Annotated in this window: 28 protein-coding genes and 2 tRNA genes; 5 read left to right on the forward strand and 25 right to left on the reverse strand. The window is 36.4% G+C overall.

The window, feature by feature from the left end:
* Positions 1-22: 22 nt before the first annotated feature.
* Together BIW12_RS09065 and BIW12_RS09070 are read right to left on the reverse strand one after the other, a co-directional pair.
* Positions 23-559: an RNA methyltransferase gene (locus BIW12_RS09065; RefSeq protein ID WP_071184827.1), complete on the reverse strand. Its 537-nt coding sequence runs from the start codon at positions 557-559 to the stop codon at positions 23-25.
* 85 nt (positions 560-644) lie between these two features.
* Positions 645-1,088, reverse strand: a complete 444-nt coding sequence (locus tag BIW12_RS09070) for a DUF1573 domain-containing protein (RefSeq protein ID WP_071184828.1) — start codon at positions 1,086-1,088, stop codon at positions 645-647.
* Positions 1,089-1,252: 164 nt separating this feature from the next.
* Between BIW12_RS09070 and mutS the strand changes: the two genes are divergently transcribed.
* From mutS to BIW12_RS09095, 5 genes are all read left to right on the forward strand, one after another.
* Positions 1,253-3,859: a DNA mismatch repair protein MutS gene (gene mutS / locus BIW12_RS09075; protein WP_071184829.1), complete on the forward strand. Its 2,607-nt coding sequence runs from the start codon at positions 1,253-1,255 to the stop codon at positions 3,857-3,859.
* A gap of 151 nt (positions 3,860-4,010) precedes the next feature.
* Positions 4,011-4,083 (forward strand) — tRNA-Gly (locus BIW12_RS09080).
* 14 nt (positions 4,084-4,097) lie between these two features.
* Positions 4,098-4,183, forward strand: a tRNA-Leu gene (locus BIW12_RS09085).
* 53 nt (positions 4,184-4,236) lie between these two features.
* Positions 4,237-5,532 (forward strand): tyrosine-type recombinase/integrase, encoded by a 1,296-nt coding sequence (locus BIW12_RS09090; RefSeq protein WP_071184830.1) that lies wholly within the window; start codon positions 4,237-4,239, stop codon positions 5,530-5,532.
* A 38-nt stretch (positions 5,533-5,570) separates the two neighbouring features.
* Complete coding sequence (locus tag BIW12_RS09095; protein WP_157499517.1) at positions 5,571-5,867, forward strand: hypothetical protein; 297 nt, start codon at positions 5,571-5,573, stop codon at positions 5,865-5,867.
* Between the two features lie 107 nt (positions 5,868-5,974).
* Here BIW12_RS09095 and BIW12_RS16440 read toward each other — a convergent pair whose 3' ends face one another.
* The 23 genes from BIW12_RS16440 to BIW12_RS09200 all read right to left on the reverse strand — a co-directional run bounded on the left by BIW12_RS16440 (position 5,975) and on the right by BIW12_RS09200 (position 22,454).
* Positions 5,975-6,145: a hypothetical protein gene (locus BIW12_RS16440; protein ID WP_198033410.1), complete on the reverse strand. Its 171-nt coding sequence runs from the start codon at positions 6,143-6,145 to the stop codon at positions 5,975-5,977.
* A gap of 33 nt (positions 6,146-6,178) precedes the next feature.
* Complete coding sequence (locus BIW12_RS09100; RefSeq protein WP_071184832.1) at positions 6,179-6,427, reverse strand: hypothetical protein; 249 nt, start codon at positions 6,425-6,427, stop codon at positions 6,179-6,181.
* A 24-nt stretch (positions 6,428-6,451) separates the two neighbouring features.
* A complete protein-coding gene (locus BIW12_RS09105) occupies positions 6,452-6,643 on the reverse strand; it encodes a hypothetical protein (protein WP_071184833.1) in 192 nt (63 codons plus the stop codon).
* A 12-nt stretch (positions 6,644-6,655) separates the two neighbouring features.
* Positions 6,656-10,213 carry a zincin-like metallopeptidase domain-containing protein gene (locus BIW12_RS09110; RefSeq protein WP_071184834.1) on the reverse strand — a complete coding sequence of 1,186 codons (3,558 nt, stop codon included), beginning with the start codon at positions 10,211-10,213 and terminating at the stop codon, positions 6,656-6,658.
* 23 nt (positions 10,214-10,236) lie between these two features.
* The gene (locus BIW12_RS09115) at positions 10,237-10,728 is read right to left on the reverse strand and encodes a hypothetical protein (protein ID WP_071184835.1); all 492 of its coding nucleotides are present in this window, start codon (positions 10,726-10,728) and stop codon (positions 10,237-10,239) included.
* A gap of 4 nt (positions 10,729-10,732) precedes the next feature.
* Positions 10,733-11,347: a peptidoglycan-binding domain-containing protein gene (locus tag BIW12_RS09120; protein ID WP_071184836.1), complete on the reverse strand. Its 615-nt coding sequence runs from the start codon at positions 11,345-11,347 to the stop codon at positions 10,733-10,735.
* A gap of 31 nt (positions 11,348-11,378) precedes the next feature.
* Positions 11,379-11,912: a hypothetical protein gene (locus BIW12_RS09125; RefSeq protein WP_157499519.1), complete on the reverse strand. Its 534-nt coding sequence runs from the start codon at positions 11,910-11,912 to the stop codon at positions 11,379-11,381.
* The gene (locus tag BIW12_RS16320; protein WP_157499521.1) at positions 11,909-12,103 is read right to left on the reverse strand and encodes a hypothetical protein; all 195 of its coding nucleotides are present in this window, start codon (positions 12,101-12,103) and stop codon (positions 11,909-11,911) included. The genes BIW12_RS09125 and BIW12_RS16320 overlap by 4 nt, the downstream gene beginning before the upstream one ends.
* Positions 12,103-12,591, reverse strand: coding sequence for a hypothetical protein (locus BIW12_RS09130; RefSeq protein ID WP_157499523.1), 489 nt, complete (start codon positions 12,589-12,591; stop codon positions 12,103-12,105). Before BIW12_RS09130 ends, BIW12_RS16320 begins: the two co-directional genes overlap by 1 nt.
* A gap of 69 nt (positions 12,592-12,660) precedes the next feature.
* Entirely contained in the window at positions 12,661-13,143 is a 483-nt protein-coding gene (locus BIW12_RS09135) for a hypothetical protein (protein ID WP_071184839.1), read from the reverse strand.
* Between the two features lie 10 nt (positions 13,144-13,153).
* Positions 13,154-15,517, reverse strand: coding sequence for a hypothetical protein (locus BIW12_RS09140; RefSeq protein ID WP_071184840.1), 2,364 nt, complete (start codon positions 15,515-15,517; stop codon positions 13,154-13,156).
* A 55-nt stretch (positions 15,518-15,572) separates the two neighbouring features.
* Positions 15,573-16,133 carry a glycoside hydrolase family 108 protein gene (locus BIW12_RS09145; RefSeq protein ID WP_071184841.1) on the reverse strand — a complete coding sequence of 187 codons (561 nt, stop codon included), beginning with the start codon at positions 16,131-16,133 and terminating at the stop codon, positions 15,573-15,575.
* Positions 16,134-16,217: 84 nt separating this feature from the next.
* Positions 16,218-16,676 (reverse strand): carboxypeptidase-like regulatory domain-containing protein, encoded by a 459-nt coding sequence (locus tag BIW12_RS09150; RefSeq protein WP_071184842.1) that lies wholly within the window; start codon positions 16,674-16,676, stop codon positions 16,218-16,220.
* Positions 16,677-16,692: 16 nt separating this feature from the next.
* A complete protein-coding gene (locus tag BIW12_RS09155) occupies positions 16,693-16,941 on the reverse strand; it encodes a hypothetical protein (RefSeq protein ID WP_071184843.1) in 249 nt (82 codons plus the stop codon).
* 2 nt (positions 16,942-16,943) lie between these two features.
* Positions 16,944-17,375: a hypothetical protein gene (locus tag BIW12_RS09160; protein ID WP_157499525.1), complete on the reverse strand. Its 432-nt coding sequence runs from the start codon at positions 17,373-17,375 to the stop codon at positions 16,944-16,946.
* A 13-nt stretch (positions 17,376-17,388) separates the two neighbouring features.
* On the reverse strand, positions 17,389-17,829 hold the full coding sequence (locus tag BIW12_RS09165; protein ID WP_071184845.1) for a hypothetical protein: 441 nt from the start codon (positions 17,827-17,829) through the stop codon (positions 17,389-17,391).
* A complete protein-coding gene (locus BIW12_RS09170; RefSeq protein ID WP_071184846.1) occupies positions 17,830-18,021 on the reverse strand; it encodes a hypothetical protein in 192 nt (63 codons plus the stop codon).
* Positions 18,008-18,874 carry a hypothetical protein gene (locus tag BIW12_RS09175; protein WP_071184847.1) on the reverse strand — a complete coding sequence of 289 codons (867 nt, stop codon included), beginning with the start codon at positions 18,872-18,874 and terminating at the stop codon, positions 18,008-18,010. The genes BIW12_RS09170 and BIW12_RS09175 overlap by 14 nt, the downstream gene beginning before the upstream one ends.
* A 20-nt stretch (positions 18,875-18,894) precedes the next feature.
* A complete protein-coding gene (locus BIW12_RS09180) occupies positions 18,895-19,155 on the reverse strand; it encodes a hypothetical protein (protein WP_071184848.1) in 261 nt (86 codons plus the stop codon).
* A gap of 5 nt (positions 19,156-19,160) precedes the next feature.
* Positions 19,161-19,523, reverse strand: a complete 363-nt coding sequence (locus BIW12_RS09185; protein ID WP_071184849.1) for a hypothetical protein — start codon at positions 19,521-19,523, stop codon at positions 19,161-19,163.
* An 82-nt stretch (positions 19,524-19,605) separates the two neighbouring features.
* Positions 19,606-20,193: a hypothetical protein gene (locus BIW12_RS09190; RefSeq protein WP_157499527.1), complete on the reverse strand. Its 588-nt coding sequence runs from the start codon at positions 20,191-20,193 to the stop codon at positions 19,606-19,608.
* A gap of 64 nt (positions 20,194-20,257) precedes the next feature.
* Complete coding sequence (locus BIW12_RS09195) at positions 20,258-20,710, reverse strand: hypothetical protein (protein ID WP_071184851.1); 453 nt, start codon at positions 20,708-20,710, stop codon at positions 20,258-20,260.
* A gap of 34 nt (positions 20,711-20,744) precedes the next feature.
* Positions 20,745-22,454 carry a hypothetical protein gene (locus BIW12_RS09200; protein WP_157499529.1) on the reverse strand — a complete coding sequence of 570 codons (1,710 nt, stop codon included), beginning with the start codon at positions 22,452-22,454 and terminating at the stop codon, positions 20,745-20,747.
* Positions 22,455-22,512 lie beyond the last annotated feature (58 nt).

Consider the following 22,512-nt stretch of genomic DNA (forward strand, 5'->3'; position numbering starts at 1 on the left):
TATTATTTTTTTGAATATAGCCTTATTTAGTCCAATTTATTTTTTTAAATAAATCCCAAACAACGATTCCTGCACTTACGGAAATGTTCAATGAATGTTTGGTTCCTAACTGAGGAATTTCGATACAACCATCACATAAGGCTACGGCTTCCTGGGCAACACCATGCACTTCGTTTCCAAAAATCAAAGCGTATTTCTGTCCTTCTTTTACTTCAAAATTTTGTAGAAAAATAGCACTTTCAACCTGTTCGATAGCCAGTGTGATTACACCTTGTTGTTTTAAGGTGTTGATGGTGTCGAGTACGTTTTCGTTGTGTTCCCAAGTTACGGTTTCGGTTGCTCCCAGAGCTGTTTTGTGGATTTCTTTATTGGGAGGTGTCGCGGTGATGCCACATAAATATATTTTTTCAATCAAAAAAGCATCGGCAGTTCTAAAAACCGAACCAATGTTGTGTAAACTACGTACATCGTCTAAAACTAAAATAAGAGGTGTTTTTTCTGATTTTTTAAAGTCTTCAATGGATTTTCTCTCCAGCTCGCTATTTTCTAGTTTTCTCATTTTTTAATAATGGCATTTATTTGAAATAAAAAAAGCTTCCGATTTTAGGAAAGGAAGCTCTTTTGAGTAGTATGTATTTTAAAAATTAGCTTTTTTTAGCATCATCAGGAAGTACTGTTCCTTTGATAGTTAGGGTTTTTGACGGCTGTCCTTCTGCATTTGAAGTGATGGTAACCGTTTTTGTAAAAGCACCTACTCTGTCAGTTGCATATTTTACATTGATAACTGCTTTTGCACCCGGAGCAATTGGCTCTTTTGGGTAAGTTGGTACAGTACATCCGCATGAACCTACAGCATTTGTAATGATTAAAGGTTTGTTTCCGTTATTTGTAAAAACAAATTCACGTTTTCCATCGGCATTGTGAGGAATTGTTCCGTAATCAATAGTCTCTTTTTCAAAAACCATTCCTGCTCCGTTTACTTTTACTATTTTGGTAGCGGTAGCTTTGATTTTTTTAGTTGTTGTTTGTGCTTTCGAGTTAGTAATTCCAAAAACAACTAGTGCAGCAAGTAAAATTATCTTTTTCATCTTAATTATATATTTTAGTATTTGTAGAACAAAACTAAAGAAAAAATCATGCCAATGACTTAAATTTTACTTAAAAATGCTTTTAATTTTTGAAGTGATAGTTATTCGTTATAAAATTTTTAAATTCGCCTTCACATTTTTCTAATAATTAAATACGATACAAATTGGCATCTAAAGAGAAAACGCTTAAGGAAACCCCATTGATGAAGCAGTACAATGAGATAAAAAGAAAATATCCGGATGCTTGTTTACTGTTTAGAGTTGGCGATTTTTATGAGACATTTGGTGAAGATGCCATTCGCTCTGCAAAAATATTAGGAATTACATTAACAAAAAGAGGCGCGGGTTCAGAGACCGAAACGGCTTTGGCAGGATTTCCACATCATTCTATTAATACCTATTTACCTAAATTAGTCAAGGCTGGGCTACGTGTTGCTATTTGCGATCAGCTGGAAGATCCTAAAATGACTAAAACCATTGTAAAGCGTGGTGTGACCGAACTTGTTACTCCCGGAGTTTCTATGAATGATGAGGTTTTGCATTCTAAAACGAATAATTTTTTGGCATCGGTTTATTTTTCAAATAAATCAATAGGGATTTCTTTTTTGGATGTTTCTACCGGAGAATTTCTTACTGCGCAGGGAAATGCAGAATATATCGATAAATTATTGCAGAATTTCAGTCCGTCAGAGGTTTTAATTCAAAAGAATCATAAGAATGATTTTAAGACAAATTTTGGAGAAGATTATCATTGTTTTTATCTGGAAGATTGGGTTTATAAAGAAGATTATGCTTTTGAAACATTGACCAAGCATTTCCAGACGATTTCTTTAAAAGGTTTTGGAGTCGAAGAATTAAAAGAAGGGATTATAGCTTCGGGGGCGGTTTTGTATTATTTGTCAGAAACACAACATAACAAAGTACAACACATCACGGCTATTCAGCGTATTGCCGAAGATGCTTATGTGTGGATGGATCGGTTTACGATACGAAATCTCGAATTGTACCACAGTTACAATCCTAATGCGGTTACGCTTTTGGATGTAATTGATAAAACGCTTTCGCCAATGGGAGGGCGTTTGTTGAAACGTTGGTTGGCATTGCCGTTAAAAGACGCGAATAAAGTACAAAGCCGTCATCAGGTGGTGGCTTATTTGAAAGAAAACCAGGAAGTATTGCAAAAAATGCAATACCAAATCAAACAAATTTCGGATTTAGAGCGATTGATATCTAAAATTGCTGCGGGAAAAGTGTCGCCTCGTGAAGTGGTTTACTTGAAAGAATCATTAGACGCTATTATTCCAATAAAAACGCTGTCGTTAGAAAGTCCGCAAGAAGCGGTGAAAGTTATTGGTGATAATTTGCATAGTTGCGATTTATTGCGCGAAAAAATAAAAACTACATTGAATCAGGATGCGCCGGTGGCTATAGCCAAAGGAAATGCGATTGCTAAAGGAGTTAATGAAGAGTTGGACGAATTGCGAGCGATTTCTACTTCGGGAAAAGAATTTTTAGAAGGGATTGAGGCGAGAGAGTCTGAACGCACGGGGATTTCGTCTTTAAAAATTTCGTTTAATAATGTTTTTGGTTATTATATAGAAGTTAGAAATACGCACAAAGATAAAGTTCCGACGGAGTGGATAAGAAAACAAACGCTGGTTAATGCCGAGCGTTACATTACCGAAGAGTTAAAAGAATACGAAGCGAAGATTTTAGGTGCTGAAGAAAAAATTCACAAAATTGAATCGGAATTATTCGAGCAATTAGTAGCTTGGATTGCTACTTATATCAAACCTGTTCAGTTAAATGCTAATTTGGTGGCGCAACTGGATTGTTTGTGTTCTTTTACCCAATTGGCTATTGAGAACAATTATGTTTGTCCTGAACTGGATGAAACTTTCGAACTGGATATAAAAAACGGAAGACATCCTGTTATCGAAAAACAATTGCCGGTAGGTGTTCCTTATATTGCAAATGATGTTTTCCTGGATAGAGAAGCCCAGCAATTGATTATGATTACAGGTCCCAATATGTCGGGTAAGTCGGCTATTTTGCGTCAAACAGCTTTAATTGTGCTCTTGGCTCAAATGGGAAGTTTTGTTCCTGCTGATAGTGTTAAAATGGGTCTTGTTGATAAAATATTTACCAGAGTAGGAGCGAGCGATAATATTTCGATGGGAGAATCCACTTTTATGGTCGAAATGAATGAAACGGCTTCGATTTTGAATAATATCTCCGATAGAAGTTTGGTTTTGTTGGACGAAATTGGAAGAGGAACGAGTACTTATGACGGAATTTCGATTGCCTGGGCTATTGCAGAATATTTGCATGAGCATCCATCAAAGCCCAAAACATTATTTGCTACGCATTATCACGAGTTGAATGAAATGAGTGAATCTCTGACTCGAATTCAGAATTATAATGTGTCTGTAAAAGAGTTAAAAGATAATGTGCTTTTTATTCGAAAATTAGTCAAAGGCGGAAGTGCACATAGTTTTGGAATTCATGTAGCAAAAATGGCGGGAATGCCACAAATTGTGATTTTAAAAGCGCAAAAGATTTTGAAGAAATTAGAGAAAGATCATTCTAGTGATGCGTTAAACGGAATTAAATCGGATAAGGAAGAAATGCAAATGAGTTTCTTTAATCTTGATGATCCTTTGTTGGAGGAAATCAAAGAAGAGATTTTAAATATTGATATCAATTCGGTTACTCCTGTTGAAGCTTTGATGAAGTTGAATGAAATTAAACGGATGTTAACCCGAAAATAATTTTTTTTCATTTTTAAATTGAAGCAAATCAAAAGCTTAAAAAAAATATTGATTATTTTTTTGAAAAACGTTTGTGTAATCGAAAAAAGCTCTTAAATTTGCATCCGCAATACAGAACAAGTATCGCGGTTCTTTATAAGAATTGAAAAATGCGAAAATAGCTCAGTTGGTAGAGCGCGACCTTGCCAAGGTCGAGGTCGCGGGTTCGAGCCCCGTTTTTCGCTCGATTTTACATCATGCTCGGATGGTGAAATTGGTAGACACGCTGGACTTAAAATCCAGTGAACAGCAATGTTCGTGCGGGTTCAAGTCCCGCTCTGAGTACAAAGAAACCCCTTATTTTTAAGGGGTTTTTTGTTTTTGGCTCGGTTTTGAAAATGAGAGAAATTGAATTTTACATACAAAGCGAGCCTACAAACGAGCCTGTTAAAATTAAAATCAAGGTAGGTATGCGGGACTTCTCTGAAGTAAAATTATACATCCCAAAAGTGGACGGAAAACCAACGGTTTTACCCAATCACCGTTGGTATGTGTACTATTATTTCAGGAATCCGGATACTGGTAAAATGGAAAAAATTAAGGATTATTGCAAAATAAATACTTATAAAACTGTTGCCGAACGCAAAGAAGTTGGTCAGGTTTGGGTAGATAGTTATACGGTACTTTTGAATCAGGGTTTAAATCCTTTTGTTAAAAATTCACTGGCTCCAAAAAAAGAAGTTAACGAGTTTGAGAACGCAACATATTCGGTCAAAAAAGCATTGCAGTATGCTTATGACAATAAGCTTGGTTCTTGGAAAAAATCAACGGCTGACGATTACAGAATACGCTTAGGTGTGTTTATGGAATGGATTGAAAAGAACAAGCTGGTAAACAAAGATATAAGCGAACTAAAAGAAGTTCATATAGTTACGTTTATGAACTGGCTGATTAAACCTGAGCCAAAAGGCAGGGGAGTAGGTGGAACTTCGCAAGACAATTATAAAAGGTGTTTGTCCGGACTTTTTGGTAAATTGGTTAAAGATAAAATCATACCTAAAAATATCATTGCTGAAATAGATACCAAAAAAGACGACCCGATTAAAAATACACCTTTTACCGGATATGAAGTAAAAGCAATTAGGGATTATTTACTTGAAAACGACAAGCAATTGTACCACTTTATACAGTTTGTGATCTATACTTTTTTACGTCCAAGGGAAATTATTCGATTGAAAGTGTCCGACATTAATTTGCGTGAAAAATATTTAAAAGTTGAGACAAAATCGGAAAGAAAGAAGATAAAAAAATTAGTCGGACCGGTGTTAGACTGGCTGGAAGAAATTAATATAAACAACTTACCGAGCGATGCACATTTATTTACCAACTTAGGTTCTTATTTTGTGTGGACGGCCACCGAAAAATCTAAAGTTGACCATTTTGGAAACCGTTTTGCCAAGGTAAAAGAGAAGCTTAAATTTAACGGTGATTATGGTATTTACAGTTTCAGGCATACGGCAGCAATGGACTTGTTTCACGCCTTTATGAAACAAGGAATGACGGAACATGAAAGTATTTTAAAACTGATGCCGATTACCGGACACGCCAGCGAAACAGCATTAAGAAATTATCTTAGAGATATTGGCGGGATGCTGCCAAAAGACTACGGAGAGGATTATACGTTAGAATTTTAGCCTTTACTGTAATAATTTTAATGATTTTCGTAATACAAATGATAACAAGCGATACATTATCACAAATAGAATCCCTTTTTAGAACTTTACAAATGTTGAGTTGCCCCAGTGTTCAAATTTATGACGAAAGGCAGGAATACCGATGTTATTGTTTATGGGCTAAAGGTTGGAATTGGAAAAGAGAATCATCTTCAGTACACATCAATTTCCCAAAAGAAAAAGTAAACGCCTGGCTTTTGAAAAATTGGGAGAAACGAAAAACCAAAATTCCGCACGAATCTTTTATGATTGAGTTTCCAAATGAAGAAATTGTACGTTTTGGCTTCAAGGTATAAAAAAACCGCCTACAGATAGCAAGCGGTTTTCAAGTGGTATTCTTAGGAATGAACTTATTTTCATCAAATATACAAAACTTATGAGAAAAGCCAATCAAATATGCCTACTACTTTTTTTTTACAGCCGTTTTCTTTTTAGCAGCCACTTTCTTTTTAACTGGTTTTTTTGCTGATGCGACTTTGACTACTCCACCGCCTTTTACGTATTTGTAACCTTTTTTTAAATGTGTTCCACAAGCTGTTGTTGCTTCTTTCTTCGATACTTTTTTTGTTGCCATGATAATTTTGGTTTAATGGTGATTAATTGGTGATTATAGTTGACTTCTTAATTTCTCAACTACTTTTATTTCTGTTTTAATTTTAGAAATTCTAATTGCTGTAATTGGTTCGCCATGTAAATAAGCATATTTCATACCTCCGGAAGCTCCTTTCTTTTGGTAATTTAATAGATCTTTTAAATGCGAACTAAGTTCGTTGAATGTTTTCGTTAAAAATGTTTTTTTAGCTGCTGTTGTTTTTTTAGTGGCTAATTCTGATTTATAATATTCAAATGCGTTCATAACGGTTGGTTTAATGGTGATTAATTATTTATGATATTTTGATTTTGGTTGCTCGAATGGTTTACCTTTTTTATCGAACAATTCTTTTACTATTGGCAAAAATGGTTGTGGTTCAAATTTTATAGGTTCAGGTATTAAAGCCTTGAAATGCTTTTCATTTTGTAATTCTTGCAAACGCATTAGTATTGCATATATCCTTAATTTTCGTACTAGCATTTTTGTCCTTTTTTAAATTCTCTCTACTTCTTCAAATTGCAAATCTTCTTCCTCTTCTTCGGGTTGAACTAATTTTGCGGTGGCAATGTTATAATGCAGTTCGTCTAACGAACGATTTTGATAACGGTTTTTGTCGGCATAAACATAGTTGTCTTTGAAATCAGGAAATTTTTCTACAAACAGAATTACATCGCCATCAAATTGACTGGATGAACCTCCACGCATTTTGCCGTCTGTAGTCAACTGGTAAATAATAACAAACAGTTTGCCGTCATATTTTTTCCTGAAAGTTTCATCTAAGGAAATTTTATTGTCCATTGATAACAATTTGCTAAAACTATCAATTACAATTACGTCATTGCGTAGAATTAAATCTTTAATATCCTGCATCGAATTAATTTCAGGGCTATCAATAGTAGCCTTTGCATTTTCATTCCAAAAACGTTCTGCTTTGTCTTCATACAAAGCACTCTCAGGATGTTCTTCTATGGAAGCGTGACCTACTTTATAATGCTTTGAAAAGGCGTTCATTAATTGAAAGACAAAGCTTGTTTTTCCGCTTCCTTGTCCTCCGGCAATCGTAATGGCTACACTTTCTTTTTTCTTTTTTTCGATTTTACCTAAAAAAGTGGCAATATCAGGATTTTCAATCGTGTAGTATTCATGTACGGTATTGCTTCGGTTTTGTTTGCGGTACGCTAACGAATTTCGATTTAAAGGAGTAATTACCCTTTCTTCTTCAGGGTCTTCAATTTCTTCCATAGGGACATGAACGATAGTCTGTTGAACGGCCGGAACTTGTGCCGGAACTTCCTGATAAATGGTTTCGATTTCGGTAACATCGGGAGCATTCAAAGAACCAAATAGAGCTACCTGACCGTTTTTATCAACTTTTTGTTGGTTTTCTTTTGCTTTTAAACTGTCTATTGTGGCTTCGTCCGTCCAAATTTCGGTATTTCCTGAAATTAGTAAATATTTCATCGAGGAAGCTGCCGTACTCATGTTAACCGAGTTGCCCACTTCATAAATTACACCGTCCCAATTGACAACCGTACCGTTTGGATATTTGGCTGCTGTTTTGGTGTTTTTTTTGTCTTTATCCGTGTTATTTTTGGTCTTTTCTTGATCTTTAGCTTCATTTGCTGAAACCTCTAAAAACTTAAATAAATCCTCTCTATTTAATCGATAATAAGTGTTTAGCTGTCTTTGCCATGCCCCATTATTAGGTGACCATTTAAAAGCCTGACCGCTTTTCTTTAAAAAAGAACGTGTTTTTTCATCAGGTTTGTTGTCAAATAATACTTGGATTTTGTTAAGCTCGTAGTTATCTAATACCTTACCATTTTTAAATGAATATTCTTTGTTTCCTGTTTGGCTTTTACGTTGGTTTAGTTTTTCTTCTAATGCAATTTGGTCTTTAATTCTTTTAACCTTTGCGTTGGAATTGGCAGTATGAAATCCAGCATAGGTATATTTCATAAAATAATCTGCTTCTTTTTTGGCTACTTCTTCATTGAAACCAATTGCTATAAGTCCGTCCACTAGGTCTTTGGTTGTTGCTTTTGGATTAGAACGTATTTTTTTTAGGAGCTTGTTTCCTTCTAGGTTTTTCTTATGGTTTTTTTCAGCTTCTTTTAGCTTTTCCTGTAAAATTTCCAAAGTTCCTTTTGCTCCTGTTTTAATTGGTTTTTCGGCTTCAGGTGTAATGCTGGCTAAAAGCCTTTTTTGCCCTATTTTACCATATTCAACAAGTTCGTTAAGTTTGTCGTTGGCTATACGGTTTTTCTTTTCCATTCGAGCGACTGGGAATCTTGCAGAACCAGCAATCATTGAGGAAAAGATACCGTGTTTTGAGCGTAAGTAGTCTAGGGAACGTTTTAAATATCCCTCTTTGAACTTCAAAAAATTAGTTTCAAAGATTTCTAATTTGTCCGAAGCTTTGGCTTTTTTATGATTTTCGTCATAAACCGATTTCAAAAAATCAAAATAGCCATTTTGTTCTGAGACAGCTCTTTTTTCGGGTGTAAACGAAATACCAGTATAAGCCCTGTATGCAACATCATAAGGAATTTCTTCTTTAAAAAAAGGATAGTTTTCTTCTTTTTCTACAGCTTTTTTAATTTCTTTTTTATCGGTTTTTTTTGCCTCTTTTTTCAAAAACTTAAAAATACCGTCGCTATCCGGTTGTAGAATAAAATCGGCTGCTTTTTGTGCTGCTGAACTGGCGCGCATTAAGAAACGATTGTCTTTTTTTAGTTGTGGAACAAGCACTTCATTCCAGCCTTTTAAATAGCCAGCATGATTTTTATTGGTGTAAAACATAATTCCCGCCTGTGCTGATAAAAACACGGCTCCAAATTCGGCAGTTAGTTCCTCGAATGCGTATTCAGGCGAACCAAACGCACCCGAAAAATCACGCTTCAAACGGTTTTCGTGTCCTGTGCTATGGCTGAGTTCGTGAAATAGTGTTCTGTAAAAATCCTGTGAACTTTTGAATTTATCAATAGGCGGCATACTAACCAAATCCTTACTTGGAGCAAAGAAAGCTTTGTTTCCTTTGTACTCAATTTTAGGGTTTGGTTTTGGATAATGCGTAACTATTTTTTCGGCAATATCTATGGTTTGATTGTTGCCTGCTTTTACATCGTTTGTGACTTTTCCAAGTAACTTAAAGTTATCTAAATCAAAATCGATTCCCTCAATATCAGAAGCACTAAAAACGTTATAATACTTTAAGAAGAAAAATTCTTTCTTGTCTCCTTTTTTGGCTGTTTCGCTTCCTGCTGCCTTATTAATTCTTTCAATTTCGGCATCACTGTATTCTTTTTCAGTTCTTGAAAAGTAAACAACCTCCTGTCCTTTACTGCCTTTTTTTAACTTACCGCCTTTTTCTTTTATTTGCGTAAAAGTTAAAAAATAGGGGTTATCCAGTGTACCAAATAAAGGGGTTAACATCATGCTGTTAATTCCTCTGTATGGTTTTTTTGAAACAAAATTGTACGGAATTAAATAGCCTTCGTCATTCCAAGCTCTTTCATAATCGCCTTTATTGGCTTTTTCAATTAAATCCAGCATTCGCTTAGTAACCATATCATAAATAGCATCGGGAGAAACTGCCTTACCCAAACCATAAATTTGTTCGTGGTTTTCGGTTTCCATATCGATACCGTGCAGCATTCCGTTAAAATCTTCGGGATTAGGGCAGCCAAGACCTACCACTCTCGCAGCTTTTCTAATTTGGTAGCGTTCTTTGCTTGGGATTCCTTTTTTATGCCAGGTTATTACTCCATGCTTATTGATGCTGGCTACTTTCACGTTGTCCTGCATATAATGCAGTTCTTCACCTTTTTTTTTAGGAACAACGGGAACGCTTAAACCCCTAGTCTCACGAGCAGGGGTATCTATTTCTATTTCGAATTTTTTATCGTCCGGGTAGTTGGCTAAAAACTTCGAAACTCGTTCGTAAACTTCTTTATGATTTTCGGCTTTGGCTTTGGCTTGCAATTCGATTAAGTATTCACGAGTTACAGTAGTGCCTGCCAATCCATTGAATTGTTTGGTAACTGACATAGTTTTGGTTTAATGGTGTTTGTTTATTGCTTTACAATCCAGCTTTTTCCCAAGGCATCTACAACGGTATGAATTTGGTAATTATTTACATTGGTGTCTAGTCCGCCTGTTAAAAACTGCTGAACCACATTTACCAACGACAATTGCACCGTAATTCCCTCAATAACATAGTTAGAATAGGCTGGTAACTCGAATTTGTTTTCGCCTTCTCCTTTTGGTAAAGCATTGCCTATAAGAACTCCCTTGTACAGCAACTGTATTTGTTTTACGGTTATCAATCCCGCACTATAAATAGTCATATCGAACTTGGTAGGATTGTGAAAGGCAATATCCAAGTCTAATAATACCCGGGCTTGCGGTGTGCCAAAATCACGAAGTCTCAAATTGCGCAAATTGCGCAAATCCATTGTCATGTTTTCAATGACTTTTGAAAATTCATTTTTTTTCTTAAAAGCAAAAAGTGTGCTTACAACTGCTGCACCGCCTAACCATGCTAAAATAGTTTTTCCCTCCATGATCTTAAATTTTTTCTACATCCGAAGCCTTTACAAAGCCTTTTCTTAGAGCGTTAAACATTCCATAATAATAAATCAGATAGTAACCGCTGGCGTTCATAGTCGATTTTATTAAGCCTACTTTTTCGCCATAGTCAAAGGTGCTTACTACATTTCCGCTGGAGTAGTAACTTCCATCGGCTTTAGCAACAGCTCCATATACTTTGACTCCTTGCGGATTTTTTGCCTGAATATTAGTATTTAACGGTAGAACAGGAACAATTATTAATGTAGGCAATGTAGGGTATTGCGCTAGTGTAACTTGTTTTACTCCTTTGGTAGTAAGTAGTTTTTTTTCGGTTATTGGCCCAAAAATACCGTCCACCTCGCTACCACTCATTCCCATTAAAAGCTGTAGTTTACCCACTTCTAAACCTCTTGAACCAAGAGAAAGAACTTTGTTTAAATCGGGTTTAGCTGCTGCCGGAGTAGAGGATGGAGTATCGGTAGTTAAATCGTCTGTTGGTTCGGTATTACTGTTACCGTTCATAGCGTATAAGCCTACACCTGCCAGTAATGCAATGCCGAGATACAAATACGTATTATCCCCTTTTTTTGGGGTTGTGGTGGTTGTTTTCATTTGGTGGTTGGTTTAATGGTGTTTTAAAGTCTCAGACTTTTGGTTTGATAAAAGTAATAAATTTTAGCAATAAATAACCTATTGTTACTGCTCCAATTTGCATTAAAATTATTTGCCATTTAGGAAGAGGTTTATCTACCGGGATTTCTTTAGTTTTATAAAGCGTTACTGTTTTGGTAATGCGGTAATACACTTTATAAATTTTATTCTCAGTAGCTCCAATTTTGCTGTTAAAATTCAGGCTTTTGTCTTTCGAATTGTAATTGACGTTATACGAATTGGCTCCCGATTTTTTAGAGGTGTTCAATTGGCTTAATAATTTATCAATTGCAATTTGACAAACGGAATCGCACTCTTTTTTTTCGGTTTTGATACTGCCAATGATGATCTTCAAACTGTCCACAATTGCCTGATTGCGAATAGTAAATTTCACTAAATTGATGCTGTCATGGTTAACGATGGTGGTTTCTTTAACTTCGTTAATCGGTTGGGTAGTTTTGCAGCTAAATAACATCAGCAGCAAAATCAATATTGCGAAAAGATTTAAAAGGAAATACTTTTTCATGGCTTGCGGTTTTTTTTGTTCGTTTTCCATTCGTCGTGCATGATGTACCAGCGTTGCAATTGGTAGCCTACGTAAATGATGAAACCTATTAATTTAAAAGCAAAGTCTATGTTTATGGTACTAAATAGGGCTATCATAATGGAGAATATGGCGGTTGATTTAATTTCTATAATTTCGGCTAGTAGTTTCATTATGGCATAGGGTTAAGGTTAGACAATGTTTGTTTGAAGTTGAAATAGGTAAACAAAAAATAAATAAATATTCCTGCTGTTTTTATGGTAGCTTCTGTTTTTGGTTCTAATCCAAATCCTGCTATTATGCTAAAATTTTCATTTAGCAAGGCTATTAATCCATAGAAAAATGTACCTATTTTCCATAGTAAGGTGTTTCTTTTAGGTGTAGGTTGGTTTAGTTTTCCCATAATGCTAATGTCTATTGAATTGATACTGTGGTTTTCGTCTATTGTGTCTAGTAGTTCTACTAAAAATTTACCTCTTTTGGTTAGTGTGCCTTTGAGTTGGTTTTTTCCCAAGGCACTCGAAATGGTTTCTCCCGGAACGCCAAACGCATAACCGTCTTCTGTAATTAATACTTTGTTCCAAAATGCCCTAAACTCCCTGTTTGCAAAAACATCTATATTTTTTGCTGTGTCTCTGAAATAACCTTTTGTTTTTTCCACATAAAACAGATTCACAAACGTTAATGGGAATAAAAGGATATATGCGATTATGAATAGAAAAAAGCCCATTTACTCTACAAATTCAAAACCTTGGTTTTCCAAGGTGTCGCCGTTAATAACGCATTTCTTAAGGATGAACATTCTAGCCAAAGGATTAGTTACAATAATCTCAGGCAATTGAATTGAACCACCTTCAAAATATTGTTGAACATCTGTAAAATTTGGATAACCGATTTCAGTAATAACAGCACCTTCGGGCAAAGCTCCTGCATTAGCCATTAATACAGGAAGCATAGGTACTGGTTCTGTCTCTCCTTCAAGCAAGCACATCATGGTTTGATTAGTAGATTCAGCCGTAAAATCAATACCTTTGAACGGCAAAAATGCCTCAGCTATAATTTGTTTTTCACCATTATCAACCCAGTACATAATGAAATCTACTTTTAAATAATTAGAGTGGCGGTCTAGTTGTCCTATTCTTTCTTCAACAAACATTTCAGGATATAATCCTTTTGTAAATGGATGGGTGTAGTTTAATTTTTTTAGTTTCATTTTATATCTTTTAAGTTAACCAATTAGTACCGTCATAAGTAACCATACATTTTTCAGAACCACCACCTGTAACAATCCCTCTATAAGTAGGTGTCAAAGCATCAGTAACAAAAGCTACCATTCCAGAAACAGGTGTAGCAGGTAAATTAGCAACTGTAGTGTTTTTTAATACTACATAAGCTGCTCTAAATCCGCCATTAGAGTCTATCGAAGCAATTAAAGGACTTGTTTGAGGATTAGTTGTTCCTTTTCTAAATTCTAAATAATTGGCAGTAGCATTAGAATTTTGAAGATTATAAATTATAAAAGGTTTAGAATGTCCTGAAGTACCAGCAAACATAACAGCACCAGCTATAACTGAAGCGTCATTTTGTACATTTGTCTGAATACCTATACCTCCGTAAACTTCTAACGCCAACCATTTATGTGCGTTTTGAAAATTTACAGCATAAATAGCTGCATTAGCATAACCCGAAGAAGTGTCATAATTTTGTATGACGAACCTTCCATTTGTGCCCGTTGAAGACCTGGTTAAATTCACATTACCAGTATGTGTTTTAGTCCCTGAAATTGTTTGATTTGTCGATAAAGTGACAACATCATTTACAGTTAAATTATCCCCATAAACCGCCCATGTATCAGTTCCAACTTTTTCCAAAAAGAAAGTTTTACCTGTAGAAAAAATTAAATTTATATTTATAAAAGTAACACCAGCCCCTTGAACAGTCACAGTACCACTACCTTGCACCGTAAATGATTTTTTAGTACCTATAGCAATTGCTACGGTAGCATCAGTAGGAACGTTTAAAGCAATTGGATTAGTTGCTGTAAAAACGGTTTTCTTTTTTATATCGGCAATAGATAAGGTATAGTTTACTGATGCTGTGGTTTCAATATCGAGAATCCATGTTTTGTATAAGTTGTCGAAAAACGTTTTTAAATTCGTTTTAATCGTTGAAAATTTCCAAAACTTGGTTTTGTTACTGTCTTCACTATCAGCATTACCTATTTTATCATCGTCATGGATAGTCAATTTCTCTTCGGCTGTAGCGATTAAATTACCTAAATCAACCACCTTACCCACAAACTCCAAAGTCCCACCGTTGTAATCCGTCATTATCGCTTTGAAATGGATAATTTCTTTAGGTTGTATTTCTAAGTCTTCTTCATTTGGGAATAAGAAAACGTATCTTTCCTGCTCAATTACTCCCGAATTGTGTTTGATAATAAAAGGCGTTGCCTGATCGTTTTTGATGTAAAAATCCTGTCCGTAAAAATATTTAGGGATCAGGTTCGAATTATGTAAAGAGTGTAATTCGGTAACTGTTCCTATAAAAGTAAATCCACTACCTTCTTTAGTCGAAATATCTAAATCGGTAATTACTCCAGTTGTATCAATTGGATTAAAATGGAAAGAATCTTTACGGACAAAATAACTGGTATCTATAGTATTGTTCGAACTTACAACATGAACAGATTTAGCAATCAAAACTACATTATCAATCAAAGAAGCACCTGTAAAACGAGCTGGTTTTATAGGAGTGATTTCGATGCTGTTAAAATCATTGCTGGTAAATGCAAAACGGTTAAAATCGACTAAAACGGTCTCATAAACCGCAGGATTTTTAAAAAAAGGATAATCAATACCCGATGTTATGGTTTCGGAACTGGAAACTACCGTGTCATTCAATAAAAACTTAAAAGTAAATCCTGAGTAGCCTGAGCCTTGGTAATTTTGCAATAGCTTTAAGCGTAAAGCATCAAATTGAGAGGCATCGTGAATGTTTACAGTATCTTTGAATTTAATGATACTAACAAGTCTTATTGCTTTAGTTCCTTCAAATGGTTCTCCTGTATGGTTAAAATTAGTTCCCGCACTTGTTGCAGTTGTTTGCCACTCAACATTTTGTTTGTACACCACCACATCAGCAACCGGAGTAGGGTTTGGGTCGGCTTCCGGTTCTACGGTGTTGGCTTTAACGTCTCTTGTGGTTATAAAAATTTCGTTAGCCGTGTCAACAGTAGGTGCAATGGGTTCGGCTGCCGGATTTCCTGCAATAGCAAAAGCACCTGAAGCATTTAAACCAAAGGTGTCTGTTCTGTCTAAGGTAGCGTGTGAGCCTTCAAGTGTTATTTTTTTAGAACCTGCCGGGAATGCCTGACCGTTGATATAGTATAACGGATAGGTTACTTCGTACTCATAACCTATGCGAGTCCACACTACAAAGATTTTTCCCGGTGCTCCTGTTTTAATTCCCTGGGCGTTTTCTACAGCTGTAAGGCGTTGCTCTAAATCAACGTTGTTTTCGTTTACAATTGTAGTGCTTCCGTTAGGTTTTACAACACCTATAGTTATGTTTTGTTTTCCGCTCATCGATTGTGTTCTTTATATTTTTTGTATCCTAAATAAGCTGCAATTCCTATCAATATTAAGCCACCTGTCCCGATGGCAATGCGTTTTTTGAGAATGAAAAGCTTTTTAATCGGTTAAGCCACCCGCCTAAAAATTCGCCTCCAAGGCTATAGTAATAACTTGCTCTTGCGGTTTTGATTTTTGTAAAAAGGGATTGCTGGTTAACCGAGTTAATGGCTCGGGCGGTTACGGGTCCAATATCACCATCGACTACAATGTTTTTATTGAAATCATTTTTCAAAATACGTTGTACGATGGTACCTATAGGACTTTCGCCTGAATTGACAGCATGATCTGCAATTAAGTTGGCTACTGATTGATTTGTAAGTGAATCCCCTTGTACGTCGTCCCAAAAGTATTTTTTGTACAAAGCTTCGGCTTTAGATTTAGTAATAGCTTTCATATCAGCTACTGTAGGCGGTCTCCCGATAATATCCTCATAAAAACGAGCCGAAATACCGTGATTTGTTCCTACTCTTTGACCTAATGAGTTATAATTGCCATTGTCTCCGGACAGGTTTTGATAACCGCCCTCTATTTTTTGAAGTATTGGAATAAAAAGTTTGAAGTTTGCCATGGTGTTTGGTTTTTAATTAAAATTGCCGTTTACCACTCTTTATGGCTTAGAGTGGCAAGGGCAATTTCACGCAATGAGTAATTATTAAATTTTTGCTTTTACGGTTGCTTTTGCGCTGTGTATTTTGTAGGCTATTAAACCTAAACCTGTGCCTATTCCCAACCATAAAAGCCAGTTTGTTTTGTTTTTTGGTTTTGCGTAAACGGTTACTTCATTTAAAGCTTCCGCAGAGGAAAGCATATTGATTGCCTTTGGTAAATCGGCTGCTTTGCTTTCGTAATCTTCATAACCTATGTATGATACTTTGATAATATCCGTTGATAAAATATTTGTTAGAGAAAAATAGCCGTTTCCGTTAGTTTGAATTTTAGCCACACCGTTAACGCTTATGTTTGCACCCGGTAAACTCTCTCCGTCATCGGCAATAACAACTCCTGATACATTAATTCTAGTAGCTGCCGGGGTTGCAGTATTAAATGAAGTTGTAAGAGGAGTATAAAGCGACTGGGAGTCGTGTAATAATTGAGTAAAATAATTAGCCATGGTACGGTATTTTTAGTTAATCGATACTTTCTTCTTTTTTGTTTTCTGCCATCAGTAAAGCGGTTACGGCTACAGCTGCCCAAATCCATAACACCGATTTCTTTTTAGGAGCGGTTGGCGTTGCAGCGGTTGGTGTTGTTGCGCTTGCCGTTTCACCAACAGGAGGTGTATAAAATTCTTCGTAAATCCTTTCTTTAACTGCGGTTTTAGCAGTCAGGCTGTTTTCGGTTTCGTAAAATGAAACACAGTTGTTGTCTAGTGCCATAATTATAGATGATAAGGGTATTTTAATCTTAGTATAGCGTATTCTTTGCCCGATAATTCGTTGAATAACCAGTCTTTTAGACCTAATAGGGGTAAGCTTGAAAATGGGTCAAAGCTATATTGATTGCCTGTTACCGTGTTGTAGCTTTTTCTTCCAAATGCAGTAACTACCTGAGCAAACTGGGTTTGATTTACAGGTTTTAGAATCTCGATTATGGCTTCTTCATCTGTACCCATATCTTTCATGGCGTTGTATAAACTACCCGCTACCGATTTTGCATTAAAAGCCACTTGTCCCGGTATGTAAGTTCCGTTTCCGGTAGGATCAGCAAAAGACTCTGTTTTGGGACGTAAAACAGTGTACAATACTATACCTCCTATAGCAACAGCTATTCCTATAGTCAGGTTTTTCTTTTCTTGTTCTGTTATTTTCATAGCCTTGTTTTTTTTATTGGAAAAATGCACCTCCCAGTAAAAAGGAAAGTTGTTGTACTTGGTAATCCGTAAACTGGTCGTAACACCATTCTTCAAGGTTGAGTTGTCCTTTTAAAAGCGTTCCTCTGCGGTGTCCGAAAGCATTGTACACCCGAACAAAACCGTTATAGTTTAATCCGGTTAACTGGCGGGATACGTTGTCAAAATCATTCGATACCCAACCTAAGGAACTATAAATAGCATCGGCTCGGGATTGTGCCTGGGCTAAACTGATATTGGCAGCAGGATAAGAGGTGTTTTCTTTGCGTTTAACAAAGCGGTTCGTGTACTTGTTGTAAGCCCAGTAACCTAATCCAAGGAAAACGGCAGTTTTAATCAAAAAAGGAATTACCTCGACTGTTTTTTCGATTGCTACTTCTGCCGGACTTCCTAATTTTGATTTTTTTGGTTTCATTTATAAAAATTTTTGTAAAACGGCAAATTTTAAATCACTGGATAAATATTCTTTTGCTTTAGGCGATTCGATTAATTTTAGAACTCTTTTTAGTTGGTCTGTTGTGAGTTCGTTTACTTTTTCGACTGCATTTTTTCTAGTCAGTAATTCAATTTCCGTTTTAGCGGTTACGGTTATATTAGTTTGAGGCATAGCGTTGGATTAAAAGTTTTAAGTCATTTTGAAATTCAGGATTATTCATAAATCCGCAAATTGAACCCAAATAGTTAATTTGATTTTCATTCAAATTATCGGCTGCATAGTCAAAGAATTCAGCGTGGGTGTCGGACACATTCGGACGACCTAATCCGGCTGCCTGTGGTAATGGTGCGGCTCCTTTCATAGCAGCTATCCCGCTTAATAATTCAGGGGCTCGCTCGATAAGTGACTGAAAAACGGGGCTATCGGCAAAAGACTTGTTCTCATTTTTAGCCAGCATTACCGCCATTTCTTTTTGACTTTCGGCAATAGCTAATTTTGAAAGCAATTCGCGATTTTCAACTTCCTTTAAATTGTAGTTGTGTTTTAAATCTTTGTATTCCTCCTTAAGATCAGCTAACTGCTCTTTTTTGTCTTCCAGCTGGTCGCTTTTCCTTTGCATATTCATAATTTCAGGAAATCCAAGTCCGAAAATATTATTGTTTAAAGCGGGTGTGCCTAAAAAATTAGGTTGCGGGGCTTGTTCCTGAACAGCAGGACTATAATTTTGAACGGCTGGCAATTGTACTGCCTGCTCCTGATAATTAGGAGGCATTACTTCTATTTTTGCTGTATCTTCTTTTTTAGAAGTAGGTCCCTGCTTAGAACGAAGTTCTATCCAAACTAAAGTTGGTTGAGTGATTTCACCCAGCTGATATTTGAGATAATGCGCTAAATCTTCGTTAGGAATGTCTGTTAAATATGTATCTTTTTTACCTACAAGTTTGCCATTTTCCTGATTGGTAATAGTGATAAAACGTTTTTCACTCCCTTTTAAAAATTGTATTATTTTTAATATGTTACTCATAATTATTGCGTGATTTGAGTTTAAATAATAGCCACGTAACCTATCCACAAGGCTCGTGTTTTAGTACTATCGTTTTCAAAAGTGATAGGTACAGCGTTTTGTAGTACAATGGGAGCTTCTACTGAATAGGTTTCTCCCGAAGCAAGAATCCTACCGTCAATTGTTACCGATGCTTCGCCCTGATTTTGAAAAGTAGGGTTAACCATCCCCTTAAGTGAATAAGCAGAATGGTTTTCCTTTATTAGTTTGTTAACAAGATTACCGCAGTGTAGTAATGCCATGGTTATTAATATTTAGGTTTTTCAATCATGAAAATGATTTGAATTTGTACCGACTTGGTTGTAGATGCTGCCGAAGCCACAATTTTAACTTCATAAGGTCTCCCTCCGGGTAAATCAACAGGTCGCATACTTTCAAGGAAAGAACCTCCGTTGTTTTTTTGGGTAAAGCGCACGTCGGCTGGTCTTACTACTTCGTTGTTGTTTTGTAACAATGAGAGGTTAATGATTCTGTCTTCGGTATCTCCTGCTATAATTGCTCCAATTGCTACTATAGTTCCGTCAGGAATTGCAATTCTTTCGCTATCAACTGTTTCATTAATTGCCAGGCTAACTGTAGCCGTTTCGTAATCGTATTTAGCTTTTTCCATTTTTTTAGAATAATTAAAAAAGCCTTGCCTAATAAGACAAGGCTTTTTTGTGGTTATTGGTTTGGTTTAATGGTGTGTGCTGTTAGCTTTTGATAGCAGTTTGCAATCCGTTCAAACGAACATAGATGTAGTGTTTGTCTGTAGTGTCGTCCATCACTACTCCGTCAGGAAATACTAATTGCATTTTGATTTCTTTGGCATCCGTCAAGAACTTCAATCCTTTTAGTGTTGTGAATTGGTCTTTTACGTTTTGTCCGGCTGCTAAGTTGTGTAAGTCGGCAACTGATTTTCTTAAGACTTCTTTTCCGTTTTGGATAATAACAAAATCGGCATTTAACAAAGGAGCAGGAGCAACAATGTTATATTTTAACGATCCTTCTTTCCCAAGTGCTGCGTCTTTTGCGTAGCCAATTGAGATTTCGTCAAAAACAAATACCCTACCTGTTTGCAGGATGTTTTTATCAAAAGAACAGATACCGTCGATACGCTCCGTTGTAGGTGTAATCAAATTGATGATACCACCTCCTGCGAAGTTTTTCTTGATGTAAAGTGTTTGGTCTTCTAAAGTGGCTTTACCGCTTCTGATGTCTCCTTGCAATTGTGCTGACAAGCTATTCCCTACTTGTTTTAAAAACTCAAGGACGATGTGAAAAAATGGTGTATTGTACATGATGTTTGGTTTAATGGTGTTTTTACTTTTTTTAACTTTTTACTTTTTTAAAACAGGATTGTTGTTACAACCCTGTAAATTCTGCTTCTTGCAATTCTGCGGGTCTGTCCCACATATTTTCCGGCTCTCCTAGCCATGCACCTACACCTACTTGCGAGGTATCGGCTACTAAGGCGGCATCCGGTGAATGACCTACTACGGCATTAACAAACTTATTTGTAGTAGAACTTCCTGCTGTAACCGGGATAGCACCGGCTAAGGTTTCGCTTAGTTCGTCATACAATTGTTTTGCTCCTGCACCTATTAAGGCGTTTTGGGCTGCCTGAGCCATAGTTGTTTTTGGTGCTACGCAAGCAGCTGCAAGAAGGGTCATTCCCGCAACAAGGTATCGTCTGTAACTGGATACTGAGTCAGGCATTACGGCAACAATACCGTCTCCTACTTTTGCACCTGCTACAAATGCGCCCGTCTCTATCGCTACGGCTGCAAATGATTTAGTGGTTGGTTTTTGAAACATTTTGATTTTAAGATTTAGTGGTTATGATTTGTTTTTATAGTAATAATTTTGCCCCTAAGGCTATTGCCGAACCTATAGTTACTATCGTGCTTAGGTTGGATTTTTTCTCGGCAGCTGCTCCGGTGTTTGTCCCTGTTGAAGTTCCGGTAGTTCCATTTGTCTGAGTAGCTTTTGCTGCTTGTGGTGAAACAACTTGGTAAGTGTCAAAAGTTACTTTTCCTTTTCCTGAAGCCCATCTCCAAAGTTTATCGCTTTCTCTTGAACCTTTACCCGGAAATGGCAGTCTAGGCAGTTCCATGGTTTTTTTACCGTTAGGTACAAGCGTAAATCCTTGGTTTTTAAATTGCTCTAGTGTTTCATTTCTAAAATTGATTATAGCTTTTGCTACAAGGGCGTGTCCTTTTTTAGTACAAGAGGCGTAATTTCTTCTTTTAGGGTCAATCGCATCCTGATAATAATTTTCCGTAATTGTTAGGAATTTTTCAAGATTATCAGTATTCGAAATTTTATAAATTCCTGACCATTCTTGCATAAAAGGAAAATCAACCTGCATATCTTTTTTTGCAATAGATTCACTAAAGCTAGAACCCCAGCAGGATAAATCGAATCCGTTAGCAAATACTGCCCCGAAAGTTTTATCTATGGGAATTAGTTTAGAAACAGAACTTAAAACTGCTCCGTAATCCCCTGAAACAACTCCGGTAACTCCATCTTTAAGACTAGATGTAATCTCTGTTAATGGTTTCCCGTCAATCGAAAATCCTTTTGTTAATTCAGTTGTCCATCCGCCAGACCCCTGAGCAACGTTAATCATTGTTGAAACTGTTCCGGTTGTAGGGATACTGTAACTCATAGAACCATAAGTACCACCCGCAGCTGTCAACGAAGAAACGCTTTCAATAACTCCTAAACCTTGTTGCGGTGTAGTCGCTAATGCTTTTCTAAGGATTTCGCCCATGTTTGGGTCAATACGGTTTTCAATATTCCATTTTACCATTGCAAGCATACGGCTAGTGACTTCTCTCGAAATGCCGTTAGCTTCCAAAACATTTAAGAAACTGTGAAAGTTTTTGATTGTGTTGGATAATACTGCCGGACTTCCTAAACCAGTGCTTTTTATTGGTGTACCCTGACAGGCACAACCTAAGCCGTTGAATGCTTCATAGCCTGTAAACGGTGCTGCTAAACCTATGTGTTTCATAATATGATCGTGTTTTTTAGTGAAACTCACTTCTTTATTATTGTGGGTTGTGGCATCAATGGTGTAGTAGTTGTTTCCGTTAGGGACTATTACGTACACATGAGACCACTCTCCCGGCATGATTCCTGCTTGCTGTATCATCCTGAACGAATGCGGGATTTGCAAGTTTTGGAGAATTGTACTGGCTAAAATGGAGTAAGTCTTGCAATCAAAACCTGTTTTCCTGAAATGCCATGCAGCACTGGGAGAATACAGTTTTTGCATTTCGCCATCCAGTTTGTATTGAAAGTGCCAGTACAGAAAACTGTAAATATTGTTTACCGTTTGTTGTAGTGTGCCAGCTTTCAAAATAGGAGCAACTTTACTCATTTGGTAAGCGTATTTATTAGCCCATAGAGCCATAAAACGCAAAGTGTCGTAAGTAGTAGAGTTGTCCTTTTTTTTGTCAAACTTGTAACCTACACCTTTGTAAGCGGGAATAAGTCTTTCAAACTCTTGTCCTAACTTTAGCGGGCGATACAATTGACTGTCAACTAGATTCATACTTATTCCGTTTTGCTGTTTTGGATTAGTTAGCAAGAAAGGTGTTGTGATTTTGTAC

The organism is Flavobacterium commune (assembly GCF_001857965.1).
Classification (GTDB): Bacteria; Bacteroidota; Bacteroidia; order Flavobacteriales; family Flavobacteriaceae; genus Flavobacterium; species Flavobacterium commune.

Excerpts from the sequence above, each read along its gene's own strand:
- BIW12_RS09065 (WP_071184827.1), bottom strand. The coding sequence starts at position 559 with ATGAGAAAACTAGAAAATAGCGAGCTGGAGAGAAAATCCATTGAAGAC.
- BIW12_RS09070 (WP_071184828.1), bottom strand. The coding sequence starts at position 1,088 with ATGAAAAAGATAATTTTACTTGCTGCACTAGTTGTTTTTGGAATTACT.
- BIW12_RS09090 (WP_071184830.1), top strand. The coding sequence starts at position 4,237 with ATGAGAGAAATTGAATTTTACATACAAAGCGAGCCTACAAACGAGCCT.
- BIW12_RS09095 (WP_157499517.1), top strand. The coding sequence starts at position 5,571 with ATGATAACAAGCGATACATTATCACAAATAGAATCCCTTTTTAGAACT.
- BIW12_RS16440 (WP_198033410.1), bottom strand. The coding sequence starts at position 6,145 with ATGGCAACAAAAAAAGTATCGAAGAAAGAAGCAACAACAGCTTGTGGA.
- BIW12_RS09100 (WP_071184832.1), bottom strand. The coding sequence starts at position 6,427 with ATGAACGCATTTGAATATTATAAATCAGAATTAGCCACTAAAAAAACA.
- BIW12_RS09105 (WP_071184833.1), bottom strand. The coding sequence starts at position 6,643 with ATGCTAGTACGAAAATTAAGGATATATGCAATACTAATGCGTTTGCAA.
- BIW12_RS09110 (WP_071184834.1), bottom strand. The coding sequence starts at position 10,213 with ATGTCAGTTACCAAACAATTCAATGGATTGGCAGGCACTACTGTAACT.
- BIW12_RS09115 (WP_071184835.1), bottom strand. The coding sequence starts at position 10,728 with ATGGAGGGAAAAACTATTTTAGCATGGTTAGGCGGTGCAGCAGTTGTA.
- BIW12_RS09120 (WP_071184836.1), bottom strand. The coding sequence starts at position 11,347 with ATGAAAACAACCACCACAACCCCAAAAAAAGGGGATAATACGTATTTG.
- BIW12_RS09125 (WP_157499519.1), bottom strand. The coding sequence starts at position 11,912 with ATGAAAAAGTATTTCCTTTTAAATCTTTTCGCAATATTGATTTTGCTG.
- BIW12_RS16320 (WP_157499521.1), bottom strand. The coding sequence starts at position 12,103 with ATGAAACTACTAGCCGAAATTATAGAAATTAAATCAACCGCCATATTC.
- BIW12_RS09135 (WP_071184839.1), bottom strand. The coding sequence starts at position 13,143 with ATGAAACTAAAAAAATTAAACTACACCCATCCATTTACAAAAGGATTA.
- BIW12_RS09140 (WP_071184840.1), bottom strand. The coding sequence starts at position 15,517 with ATGAGCGGAAAACAAAACATAACTATAGGTGTTGTAAAACCTAACGGA.
- BIW12_RS09145 (WP_071184841.1), bottom strand. The coding sequence starts at position 16,133 with ATGGCAAACTTCAAACTTTTTATTCCAATACTTCAAAAAATAGAGGGC.
- BIW12_RS09150 (WP_071184842.1), bottom strand. The coding sequence starts at position 16,676 with ATGGCTAATTATTTTACTCAATTATTACACGACTCCCAGTCGCTTTAT.
- BIW12_RS09155 (WP_071184843.1), bottom strand. The coding sequence starts at position 16,941 with ATGGCACTAGACAACAACTGTGTTTCATTTTACGAAACCGAAAACAGC.
- BIW12_RS09160 (WP_157499525.1), bottom strand. The coding sequence starts at position 17,375 with ATGAAAATAACAGAACAAGAAAAGAAAAACCTGACTATAGGAATAGCT.
- BIW12_RS09165 (WP_071184845.1), bottom strand. The coding sequence starts at position 17,829 with ATGAAACCAAAAAAATCAAAATTAGGAAGTCCGGCAGAAGTAGCAATC.
- BIW12_RS09170 (WP_071184846.1), bottom strand. The coding sequence starts at position 18,021 with ATGCCTCAAACTAATATAACCGTAACCGCTAAAACGGAAATTGAATTA.
- BIW12_RS09175 (WP_071184847.1), bottom strand. The coding sequence starts at position 18,874 with ATGAGTAACATATTAAAAATAATACAATTTTTAAAAGGGAGTGAAAAA.
- BIW12_RS09180 (WP_071184848.1), bottom strand. The coding sequence starts at position 19,155 with ATGGCATTACTACACTGCGGTAATCTTGTTAACAAACTAATAAAGGAA.
- BIW12_RS09185 (WP_071184849.1), bottom strand. The coding sequence starts at position 19,523 with ATGGAAAAAGCTAAATACGATTACGAAACGGCTACAGTTAGCCTGGCA.
- BIW12_RS09190 (WP_157499527.1), bottom strand. The coding sequence starts at position 20,193 with ATGTACAATACACCATTTTTTCACATCGTCCTTGAGTTTTTAAAACAA.
- BIW12_RS09195 (WP_071184851.1), bottom strand. The coding sequence starts at position 20,710 with ATGTTTCAAAAACCAACCACTAAATCATTTGCAGCCGTAGCGATAGAG.
- BIW12_RS09200 (WP_157499529.1), bottom strand. The coding sequence starts at position 22,454 with ATGAATCTAGTTGACAGTCAATTGTATCGCCCGCTAAAGTTAGGACAA.